Genomic DNA, 11,884 nt, shown 5'->3' with positions numbered 1-11,884 from the left:
TAGAACACTAAATATACTATTTAACTTCATTACGAGTGAAAAACGAACGAAGTAACCTCTTACTTCTTAAAATAAGATTGCTTCATTTTATTCGCAATGACAAAACATTAGAACACTAAATATACTATTTAACTTCATTACGAGTGAAAAACGAACGAAGTAATCTCTTCTCTCAATAGTAAAATTGCTTCATTTTATTTGCAATAACGAAACATAAAAACACTAAACTTACTATTTAACGTCATTACGAGTGAAGAATGAACGAAGTAATCTCTTACTTCTTTTAATAAGATTGCTTCATTTTATTCGCAATGACAAAGCATTAAAACATTAAACTTATTCCTTAAACGTCATTACGAGTGAAGAATGAACGAAGTAATCTCTTACAATAAGATTGCTTCATTTTATTCGCAATGACGTACACTCTATTATAAGAAACTGAAAAAAAAATAGGTTAACGGATGTATTTATTTACTAAGTTCTTTCTGATAATATTCAATTAACTTATCAGGGTTTTTAATGGTGTTTTTTATCCATTCAAAATACAACTCTTTCTTTTCTGCATCACTTAATTGCCAATCGATATTTGTCTTCTTTAAACGAGAAGTTACCTCATTTAAAGTAATTGCTGCTGCAACCGATATATTTAAACTTTCGGTAAAACCAACCATCGGTATTTTTAAAAATCCGTCAGCTTCTTGTTTAATATAATCTGAAATTCCGTCTTTTTCGGCTCCAAAAACAAAAGCAGATTTTTTAGTAACATCAAAATCAGCCAAAACACACGAATCGGTATGCGGCGTAGTACCAATTATCTGATATCCTTTCGCTCGTAAATCTTCTAAACAAGCTTTGGTATTATCGCCATCTTCTTTAAAACGGTTAATATTTAACCATTTCTGACTTCCTTTTGCCACATGACGAGAAACTTTATTGGTAAACCTATTTTCAATCGCATACACATCTTGTACTCCAAAAATATCGCAACTTCTCACCACCGCACTTGCATTATGAGGTTGGTAAATATCTTCTAAAACAACTGTAAAATGTCGTGTTCGCTCATTTAACACCCTATTAAATGTTTCTTTTCTTTTATCCGTAATAAAACCTTCTAAATATGCAAATAATCCTTCGTCAATCATAGTACAAACATACTAAAATTTCATATTTTTAAGGAGTAAAAATTTTACTGATGAAAAAACGAGTAGTAATATTAACAGGTGCTGGAATTAGTGCCGAAAGCGGAATAAAAACTTTTAGAGATGCTGATGGTTTATGGGAAGGTCATGATATTTATGAAGTTGCCACACCTGAAGGTTTTTATAAAAACCCTGAATTAGTACTCGATTTTTACAATCAACGAAGAAGACAATTACTAAATGTTTCTCCTAATGAAGCTCATTATAATCTCGCTAAACTAGAAAAAAATTACCATGTTGATATTATTACTCAGAATGTAGACGATTTGCATGAACGCGCCAAAAGCAAAAACGTTTTACATTTACACGGCGAATTATTAAAAGCAAGAAGTACGGCTAATCCAAGTTTAATTTATAACTGTACAACAGATATTGTTTTAGGTGATTTATGTGAAGAAAAATCGCAATTAAGACCGCATATTGTTTGGTTTGGTGAAGATGTGCCAATGCTTGACAAAGCAATTGAAATTACATTAAAAGCTGATATTTTAGTAATAATTGGAACTTCAATGCAAGTATATCCTGCGGCTAGTTTGATTGATTATATCTCAGATAAAACACCTATTTATTTTATAGATCCAAAACCTGTTGTAAACAAAAACGCCTTTAGTAATTTAACAATTATTAAAGACGTTGCTAGTTTAGGAACCGAAAAATTACTTACGATGTTAGCTTGTTAAAATATGTAAATAGCTCGCCTTTAGAAATTGAACTCCCTTTTTCTATTAAATCGAAAACCTCTATATTTCTTTCTTTATCATACTTTTTACTTCCAGTAAAAAATTCTATTTTTTCGTCATTAGGGTTTTTCATCAACCATTCAAAACCTTCTTGCTCTAATAAATTTATTTCTTTATCAATTTTAATAACAATACGATGAATTTCTTCTTCATCACATTTAAATAAGTTTACCACTTTTTGGGAAAAATGTTCTAAATGTCTTGTTTTAGTAAGCACGTCATCCCAAACAACATCACTAAAAACATTCATTTCATCCTCAGCCACTTTAGGTTTCTCTTCTTTTAATTCTTTCCACTCTTTAGCATCAATGCTTTGAGAGGCTAAAAAACGAGCGAATTCTTCATGCAATCCTTCAAATTGTTCTTTGGTAAGTTGTCTATACTTCATTTGGCAATTTTAATAATAAATTAGGGTTTGGACAATTATTTTTATAAAAGTCTAACGTTTTTATAGATGAAACTCCCGGATAGTCACCTAGGTTACCTTCCATATCGATTATCAGTTGAAAATGTAAATGAGGAGCATAATCACCATTTACTGAGTTATCACCTAATTCTGCTATTTTTCCACCTTGTGATACTTTATCTCCGATATTTATATTGTTGAGTGAATCTTGTGATAAATGACCATAAAGCGAATAAAAAAAACGATTGTCAACAGTGTGTTTTAAAATCATTGTTGGTCCGTAATCACCGTGATTTGTGTTATTTTTAAAACTATGTATTTCACCATCTAAAACCGCTAAAACAGCAGTATTAGCATCGCACCATAAATCGATACCTAAATGAATATTTCGCTGATTTTCTTTGGATTGTTTATTAAAATATTCACTTCTATTGTAAATATCTCTAGTCTCTAAATATCCTCCAAAAGCAACTTCTTTATCATTTTCTTTAAGATAATTATTGATATAAACTTCCCATTCATCTGAAGAAGCAACATCAAAGGTTAAATCTTTATTTGAGCTCGCTATTGAGATAGGAATATATTTGGTAATTGGTATTTCTTTATCAATTACAAATAATGGTTTTTTTGAAATATTTTTGAGTGCTTGTATCATTTGACAAAAATAAAAAACTCCAGATAAAATCTGGAGTTCTTTTATATTATTAGTTAGGCCTACTCTAAGCGTTTTGCTTTTTAATTAAGTTTAAAGCAGAACCTTCATTATACCATTCTATTTGCCCTTGATTGTACGTATGATTTGCCATAACTACATCTTTAGAACCATCAGCATGAACAACTTCAATCGTTAAAGGTTTATTAGGTGCAAAATCTTTTAAATCAACAAAATTAAAAATGTCATCTTCTTGAATTAAATCATAATCAGATTCAATAGCAAACGTTAAACCTAACATTCCTTGTTTTTTAAGATTGGTTTCATGAATACGCGCAAAAGATTTTACAATAACCGCTGCAACACCTAAATGACGTGGCTCCATAGCTGCGTGTTCTCTTGATGAACCTTCACCGTAATTATGATCTCCTACTACAATAGATTCTATTCCTGCTGCTTTGTATGCTCTAGCTACATCTGGTACACCACCAAATTCTCCTGTTAATTGATTTTTAACAAAATTTGTTTTCTTACCAAAAGCGTTTACGGCACCAATTAAGCAGTTGTTAGAAATATTATCTAAATGTCCACGGTAACGTAACCATGGCCCTGCCATAGAAATATGATCTGTAGTACATTTACCAAATGCCTTTATTAAAAGTTTAGCCCCTTTTATATTATTTCCTAAAGGTTTAAAAGGTGTTAATAACTGTAAACGTTCAGAGTTCGGATTCACTGAAATTTTCACAGCACTTCCATCTTTTAAAGGTTCTTCATAACCAGAATCTATAACATCAAATCCTAAAGGAGGCAACTCAATACCTTTTGGTTCATCTAATTTTATTTCTTCACCATCTTCATTAATCAAAGTATCATTCATTGGATCGAAATCTAAACGACCTGAAATTGCAATAGCAGCAACCATTTCTGGTGATCCTACAAATGCATGTGTATTTGGGTTTCCGTCTGCACGCTTAGAAAAGTTTCTATTAAATGAATGTACAATTGTATTTTTTTCTTCGCCTTTTCTATCACTTCTGTCCCATTGCCCAATACATGGTCCACAGGCATTCGTAAAAATAGTAGCATCTAAATCTTCAAATATTTTTAAAACGCCATCACGTTCAGCAGTAAAACGAATTTGCTCTGAACCAGGGTTGATTCCAAAATCAGATTTCGGTTTAATCTTTTTATCTACCGCTTGTTTTGCGATGGATGCAGCTCTCGTTAAATCTTCATAAGAAGAATTTGTACAAGAACCTATAAGTCCCCAATCTACTTTAATTGGCCAACCATTCTCTTTTGCTTTTGCTCCTAACTCACCAACAGGTGTTGCTAAATCTGGTGTAAAAGGTCCGTTTAAATGTGGACGTAGCGTACTTAAATCAATTTCAATAACTTGGTCAAAATATTCTTCTGGATTTGCATATACTTCTTTATCACCTGTTAAATATTCTTTTACTTTGTTCGCTTCATCGGCAACATCACTTCTATCGGTAGCACGTAAATAACGCTCCATTGATTTATCATAACCAAAAGTAGAAGTCGTAGCACCAATCTCTGCTCCCATATTACAAATGGTTCCTTTTCCGGTACAAGATAAGTTCCTTGCTCCTTCTCCAAAATATTCAACTATAGCTCCTGTACCTCCTTTTACAGTTAGAATACCAGCTACTTTAAGAATAACATCTTTAGCAGACGTCCATCCATTTAAGCTACCTGTTAATTTTACTCCTATAAGTTTCGGGAATTTAAGTTCCCAAGCCATTCCTGCCATTACATCAACTGCATCTGCTCCACCTACACCAATTGCTACCATTCCTAAACCACCTGCATTTACGGTGTGAGAATCAGTACCAATCATCATACCTCCTGGAAAGGCATAATTTTCTAAAACAACTTGATGAATAATTCCTGCTCCTGGTTTCCAAAAACCAATACCATATTTATTAGAAACTGATGCTAAGAAATCAAAAACTTCACTACTTGTTTTGTTTGCGCGTTTTAAATCTACTGCAGCTCCTTGTTTTGCTTGAATCAAATGATCACAATGTACTGTTGTTGGTACAGCTACTTTTGGTTTTCCGGCTTGCATAAATTGTAATAAAGCCATTTGTGCTGTAGCATCTTGACACGCAATTCTATCTGGTGCAAAATTGACATAGTCTTTACCTCTTTGAAATGCTTTGTTAGAAGTTTCATCCCAAAGGTGAGCGTATAAAATCTTTTCTGAAAGTGTTAACGGTTTTCCTACAATTTCTTTAGCTTTTTCTACACGTTCAGCCATTGTGTCATAAACCTTCTTTATCATTTCTATATCAAATGCCATACTTTTTTTTTAAAAATTTATTGTTGTAATATACAAAATACAGCATCAATTTAAAAGTAGTTATCATATTATAGATTGATTCTAAAATAAGTTTTTTATATATCTTTTAACATTTTAACTAAGGCACAAAAAAAAGCCTGAATATATAATTCAGGCTTTTAACAATATATAATAAGTTTATATTTATCTAACTAACTGCTTTGTAGAAGGTTTAAACTTAGTTAGAACAATACCATCCACAGCTGCTTCATATTCTGCCATAGTTGGAGTTCTTCCTAAAATTGTAGATAAAACTACTACTGGAGTTGATGATAATAAAGATTCTCCTTTCTTCTCTCCTGAATCTTTTACAACTCTACCTTGAAATAAACGTGTTGATGTTGCCATAACTGTATCTCCAGGAGCTGCTTTTTCTTGGTTACCCATACATAGGTTACAACCAGGACGCTCTAAATACAACATGTTTTCATATCCTGTACGTGCTACTCCTTTTGGTGCGTTATCGTCGAATTCAAAACCTGAGTATTTTTGCAATACTTCCCAGTCTCCTTCTGCTTTTAACTCATCAACAATATTGTAAGTAGGAGGTGCAACTATTAAAGGTGCTTTAAATTCTACTTTACCATGTTGCGCTTCTACATTTTTCAACATTTGAGCTAATATTTTCATATCACCTTTGTGAACCATACAAGAACCTACAAACCCTAAATCTACTTTTTTAGTTCCACCGTAAAATGATAATGGTCTAATATTATCGTGTGTATAACGCTTAGAAACATCATCGTTATTAACATCAGGATCCGCAATCATTGGTTCAGCTATTTCATCTAAATCGATAACTACCTCTGCATGATACTTTGCGTTTGCATCTGGTCTTAAAGATGGTTTAATACCTGTTTTAAGCTCTACAATTCTAGTTTCTGCTTTATCAACAAGGCCTTTAAGCACTTGCTTTGCATTGTCCATTCCTTTATCAATCATGATTTGGATACGACCTTTTGCTATCTCTAATGATTCAATTAAAGTATCATCTTCAGAGATACAGATAGATGCTTTTGCTTTCATCTCTGCTGTCCAATCTGTAAATGTAAAAGCTTCATCAGCAGTTAATGTTCCAATATGAACCTCAATGATTCTTCCTTGGAAAACATTTTCACCACCAAACTGCTTTAACATTTGAGCTTGTGTAGCATGAACTACATCACGGAAATCCATATAAGATTTCATTTGTCCTTTAAAAGTAACTTTTACAGACTGTGGAATTGGCATTGAGGCTTCACCTGTAGCTAATGCTAAGGCAACTGTTCCTGAATCGGCTCCGAATGCAACACCTTTAGACATACGTGTGTGAGAATCTCCACCAATAATAATGTCCCAATCACCAACTGTAATATCATTTAATACTTTATGAATAACATCCGTCATAGGAAAATATTTTCCTTTAGGATCACGACCAGTAATTAAACCAAAGTCGTTCATGAAACTCATTAATCTTGGTATGTTTGCTTTCGATTTATCATCCCAAACTGAAGCCGTATGACAACCAGATTGGTAAGCGCCATCTACAATTGGAGAAATAGTCGTTGCAGCCATCATCTCTAATTCTTGAGAAGTCATTAAACCTGTAGTATCTTGCGACCCTACAATATTAACTTCTACACGAACATCAGATCCTGCATGTAATGTTTTACCTGGTGTAGTTCCTACTGCATTCTTATTGAATATTTTTTCAACAGCTGTTAAACCTTGTCCTTCTATAGAAATCTCTTTTGATGGCGCATAAACAGGTATAACATCAATGTTTAATACTTTTGAAGCAAACGTTTGTAATTTTTTACCAAAAACAACAGCATAAGAACCACCTGCTTTCATAAACTCCATTTTTTGTGGTGTAAATGCAGCAGAAATATCTTTTAACTCTTTATCGCCGTTGTATAATTTTTTCTCTTTTGTATTAATAGTAAGTACGGTTCCTGTTGCAACAGAATATTCTTCTTTTAATACAGGGTCTCCGTTTTCATCACGAATTGTGTTTCCTTCTGCATCTTTTTGTTGTACCCAGTTTTTAAGGTCTAAACCAATACCGCCAGTTACACCAACAGTTGTTAAAAAGATAGGAGAAATTCCGTTTGTTCCCGCAATTGCCGGAGCAATATTTATAAATGGTACATAAGGACTCGATTTAATACCTGTCCATAATGCTACGTTGTTTACACCAGACATTCTTGATGATCCAACTCCCATTGTTCCTTTTTCTGCAATTAACATCACCCTTTTATCAGGATGTTGTGCTTGTACTGCTTTTAATTCGTTCTGTTGTTCTATGTTATGTTCAAATAAACACTGACCGTGTAATTCACGATCTGAACGCGAGTGTGCATCACCACCTGGAGATAATAAATCTGTTGAGATATCACCTACTCCTGCGATAAAAGTTACAACCTCTATTTTTTCATCTATTTCTGGTAATTTTGTAAAAAACTCTGCTTTTGCATAGCTTTCAATAAGCTCTTTTGCAATAGTGTTTCCTAGTTTAAAAGCCTCTTCTATACGAGCAGTATCTGCCTCATATAAAAACACTTGTGTTTTTAACACATCAGAAGCTTGTTTTGCCAAAACTACATCATTTCCTAAAGCTAAATCTAATAAAACTTCTACAGAAGGTCCACCTTTCATATGAGATAACTGTTCGAAAGCAAAAGCTGTTGAAATTTCTTCAACTACAGATTCTCCTAAAATAATTTCTTTTAAAAATTTAGCCTTTACACTAGCAGCACTTGTAGTACCTGGTAAAACGTTATATATAAAAAAGTTAAGAGAATCTTCTCTAAACTCATTATTTACATCTTTAATTTGATCAATTATTTTACCTACCAATTCTGCACCGTCGATTGGTTTTGGATGAAGCCCTTGTTTTTTTCTCTCTTCTATCTCTTTTATATACTCTATATAAATACTCATTCTAAAGGTTTTTTTAAAACATTAAACACCTAATTACAATCTTTTAATTGTATTTATTCTCTTTTGGAGTTTTATACAAACACTCTTAATTATATAAATATTAAAAGTAAAATTGTGCAATTTTAGTTGAGCAAAAGTACTGCTTTCATCTCAATTTTAAAAAATAAACACATAACTAGGTGAATTACTAAGCAAATAATAATTTATATTTTAAAAAAAAATAAATCAACAATAAAAAAGACTTAAAATGTTAATATATTATCAAATTAACAATTTAAAGCCATTGAGAAATTAGTAAATCAATGGTTATAATTAATAAAAATAAAAAAGCAGACCTATAAGCTGGATTCTGTTCCTTATAAATAAGGCTCTTATCATTTCTCTAGTTTTACAATTACTCGTAAAATCAATCTGCCTACCCCTTAGAATCGCGCGAGTAGCGCTCGAGCTCTAATGTACATGACATTGCACCGCATAGAGTTTACCTGGTTTCACTACAGCCTTACCTGTACATACTTTCTGCTGCACTTGTCCTCGGTTTTCACCGGACGGGTGTTATCCGCTATGCTACTCTTTGGTGTCCAGACTTTCCTACTTATACTAAATACAAGTCGATAAGATGGTCTGCTTCAATATTTTTATAAAATTTGCTATTTTCATAAAAAAACCCACTCAATAAATTGAGTGGGAAAATTGCTATGAAAAAGAAAAAGTGTTTAGAACGTCTTCTAAACGACTACAAATATAGTGCAGTTTTTTTAATTAAAAAAAATATTTTACATAAAAATTAACATAGTTTTAATTTTTACAAAAAAACCACTCAAAATTTGAGTGGTTTTTTTAATTATACAACGAAAAAATAGGTTTAAGAGAACATATCTTTTACTTTGTCAAAAAATGATTTATCTGATTTTTGCGGTCTTGGGCTAAAATTTTTATCGGTTACCATTTTGTCAAAGAAACCACGCTGTTCTTTTGTTAATTCTTGTGGTGTCCAAACATTAATATGTATTAAGAAATCACCTGTACCATAACGCTCAATGCTTGGTAAACCTTTTCCTTTTAACCTTAATATTTTACCTGATTGAGTTCCTGCATCAATCTTTATTTTTACTTTCCCTGTTACTGTTTCAACTTCTTTAGAAACTCCTAAAACTGCTTCAGAAAAATTAATATATAAATCGTAATGAATATTACTTCCCTCTCGCTTTAATGTTTCGTGTTGAATCTCTTCTATTAAAACTAATAAATCACCTGGAATAGAGTTTTTACCTGGCGCTTCATTTCCTTTTCCTCCTACTTTTAATTGAACTCCTTCTGTAACTCCTTCTGGAATATTTATTGAAACAGTTTCTTCTTTAACAATTAAACCTTGCGCATCTGATCCGCTTGGTTTACTGTTAAGCATTTCTCCTGCTCCTTGACATGTACCACAAGTAGTTGCTGTTTGCATTCTACCTAAAATAGTATTGGTAACTCGCATTTGCTGTCCACTACCATTACATGTTGTACATGTTTTATAAGTAACACCGTCTGCCTGAACTTTTCTACGAACCTTTACCTTCTTCTCTACTCCGTTTGCGATCTCTTCTAAAGTAAGTTTTACTCGAATTCGCATATTAGACCCTTTAACTCTGGCTTGTCGTTGCCCTCTGCCGCCGCCGAAACCACCAAAGCCGCCTCCGCCACCACCGAAGATATCTCCGAATTGACTGAATATATCATCCATATCCATTCCGCCGCCGCCAAAGCCGCCACCGCCACCTTGTGGACCATCAAAAGCTGCATGACCATATTGGTCGTAACGTGCTTTTTTATTGTCATCACTTAATATTTCATAAGCCTCGGCACATAGTTTAAATTTTTCTTCGGCTGTTTTGTCATCCGGGTTTTTATCTGGATGATATTTTATCGCCATTTTACGATATCCTTTTTTTATATCTGCTTGCGACGCCGATTTTGAAATGCCTAATACTTCGTAGTAATCTTGTTTTGCCATTTTATTCTATTCTAGAATTGCTTATTAAATAAAGCAATTTTTAAAAATTATTCTTATACATGCACAAAGCTATTGCTTTGATATTAAAATCATTTTTATGCTTGTCCTACCACCACTTTTGGGTGACGAATAATTTTATCTCCTAACTTATAACCTGTTTCTATACAGTCAATAATTTTTCCTTTTAAATCTTCTGAAGGTGCTGGTATTTGCGTAATTGCTTGGTGCACTTCTGCATCAAAGACATCTCCTTGCTTTACTTCAATAGCTGTTAAACCTTTTTGCTCTAAAGTTTTTGTTAACTTTTGATAAATTAACAATACTCCTTTGCGTAATTCTTCTGCTTCTTTGTCATCATCAGCATGTGTCAAAGCACGCTCAAAATCATCTAAAATTGGCAGTAAAACTGTCATTACTTCCTGTCCCGCAGTTTTATAAAGCTCTACACGTTCTTTAGAAGTACGCTTTTTATAGTTTTCGAACTCAGCAAACAAACGTAAATGTTTATCTTTTTCAGTTGCTAATAACTCCTCAGTAGTTGGTTCTTCCTTCTCTACAACTTCCTCTACTTGTGGCGTTTCCTCTAAAGGTGCTTTATCTATAGCATCTTTTAATTCGTCTTCTTTTGTATATTGATCTTTACTCATTGTAAATCGTCTCTTTAAATTCTTCAGCATACTTTTATCAATAATATTGCCAATAAAAAAATCGTGTCATGTTGACACGATTTTTATTTTATATTTTCACTTTAACTTTTATAGTTTTGGTGCATTTACCACAACACTACCTTTTGGCTTACTAAAATCGGCCTGTTCTGTAAAAATCACATTCGATAATTGTACTTCACCTATTTTATTTTTATATCCATCCTCTAAAGACCACATATGAAATGTCCAATTTTTAGGGATAAGAGCACCATCAATAACTGTGTATGAATTGTACTTAATAGCATGTGGTTCCTTTTCTGCTTTTTCTTTGCCTTTTCCATAACTAACAATATAAGCTGCTCCTTCTAATATACTTGATTTAGAATTTTTATAGATTATATACCAATCATCTGGTGCATCTCCTGTTCCTGAAGAAAAAGATAGTTTTGCTGTTTCTAAATCAACCTGCCCCCATTTATTTTTATCTAAATCAGACCAAATTGTTCCTTTATCATTTAATTTATATGGTAATCCTAAAAAGTAAGACCATGTAAAAATATCAAAACGCGCTCCTTCATGTAATTTTTCAGCAATACCTTTTACGTAAACGTTAGTTCCGTCAAAAATTATTATTGAACCGTCTTTCTTTTCTATTTTTATTTTACCGCCTCCTGTTTCTTGCGTTATTTTACCTAATAAATGTTCTGCTCCACCAAATTTAATATCTATATCAAAAGAAATATATTTCTTTTTCATAAACACCTCTTTTTGATGTTTTTTCTCTATTGAACTTGTAAACTCCTTAGCTGATATTATTTGAGCTGATGCATTTAAAAATAGACTAAATACTAAAGCTAAAGAAAATAATGTTTTCATAATATTATAATTAATATGTTTTGATTTGTAGTCGTAGCCTTAAATATTACTTACAGTTAATTGAATACTTGTTAT

General features: G+C 32.5%; 9 protein-coding genes and 1 other RNA gene. 1 reads left to right on the top strand and 9 read right to left on the bottom strand.

Features of this window, described 5'->3' with window-relative positions:
• Window positions 1-467: 467 nt before the first annotated feature.
• Entirely contained in the window at window positions 468-1,142 is a 675-nt protein-coding gene (locus tag P2G10_RS11420; protein ID WP_275316691.1) for a TrmH family RNA methyltransferase, read from the bottom strand.
• Window positions 1,143-1,192: 50 nt separating this feature from the next.
• Between P2G10_RS11420 and P2G10_RS11415 the strand changes: the two genes are divergently transcribed.
• Complete coding sequence (locus P2G10_RS11415) at window positions 1,193-1,879, top strand: SIR2 family NAD-dependent protein deacylase (RefSeq protein ID WP_275316690.1); 687 nt, start codon at window positions 1,193-1,195, stop codon at window positions 1,877-1,879.
• Here the strand turns inward: P2G10_RS11415 and P2G10_RS11410 are convergent.
• From P2G10_RS11410 to P2G10_RS11375, 8 genes are all read right to left on the bottom strand, one after another.
• Window positions 1,860-2,327, bottom strand: a complete 468-nt coding sequence (locus P2G10_RS11410; RefSeq protein ID WP_275316689.1) for a DUF6495 family protein — start codon at window positions 2,325-2,327, stop codon at window positions 1,860-1,862. The two genes, P2G10_RS11415 and P2G10_RS11410, sit on opposite strands and share 20 nt — an antisense overlap.
• Complete coding sequence (locus tag P2G10_RS11405) at window positions 2,317-3,000, bottom strand: peptidoglycan DD-metalloendopeptidase family protein (RefSeq protein ID WP_275316688.1); 684 nt, start codon at window positions 2,998-3,000, stop codon at window positions 2,317-2,319. Before P2G10_RS11405 ends, P2G10_RS11410 begins: the two co-directional genes overlap by 11 nt.
• 64 nt (window positions 3,001-3,064) lie before the next feature.
• Complete coding sequence (locus tag P2G10_RS11400) at window positions 3,065-5,326, bottom strand: aconitate hydratase (protein ID WP_275316686.1); 2,262 nt, start codon at window positions 5,324-5,326, stop codon at window positions 3,065-3,067.
• 183 nt (window positions 5,327-5,509) lie between these two features.
• On the bottom strand, window positions 5,510-8,287 hold the full coding sequence (locus P2G10_RS11395) for a bifunctional aconitate hydratase 2/2-methylisocitrate dehydratase (protein ID WP_275316684.1): 2,778 nt from the start codon (window positions 8,285-8,287) through the stop codon (window positions 5,510-5,512).
• 322 nt (window positions 8,288-8,609) lie between these two features.
• Window positions 8,610-8,918, bottom strand: an RNA gene (rnpB, locus tag P2G10_RS11390) — RNase P RNA component class A.
• Window positions 8,919-9,152: 234 nt separating this feature from the next.
• The gene (gene dnaJ, locus P2G10_RS11385) at window positions 9,153-10,286 is read right to left on the bottom strand and encodes a molecular chaperone DnaJ (protein WP_275316683.1); all 1,134 of its coding nucleotides are present in this window, start codon (window positions 10,284-10,286) and stop codon (window positions 9,153-9,155) included.
• A gap of 95 nt (window positions 10,287-10,381) precedes the next feature.
• Window positions 10,382-10,933, bottom strand: a complete 552-nt coding sequence (locus P2G10_RS11380) for a nucleotide exchange factor GrpE (protein WP_218772642.1) — start codon at window positions 10,931-10,933, stop codon at window positions 10,382-10,384.
• Window positions 10,934-11,041: 108 nt separating this feature from the next.
• Entirely contained in the window at window positions 11,042-11,809 is a 768-nt protein-coding gene (locus P2G10_RS11375; RefSeq protein WP_275316681.1) for a heat-shock protein Hsp90, read from the bottom strand.
• Window positions 11,810-11,884 lie beyond the last annotated feature (75 nt).

Origin of the sequence: Tenacibaculum bernardetii, from assembly GCF_029125915.1 — a bacterium.
Lineage (GTDB): Bacteria > Bacteroidota > Bacteroidia > Flavobacteriales > Flavobacteriaceae > Polaribacter > Polaribacter bernardetii.
The sequence above is the reverse complement of the archived record's forward strand: the minus strand, read 5'-3'. Positions and strand labels throughout refer to the sequence as shown.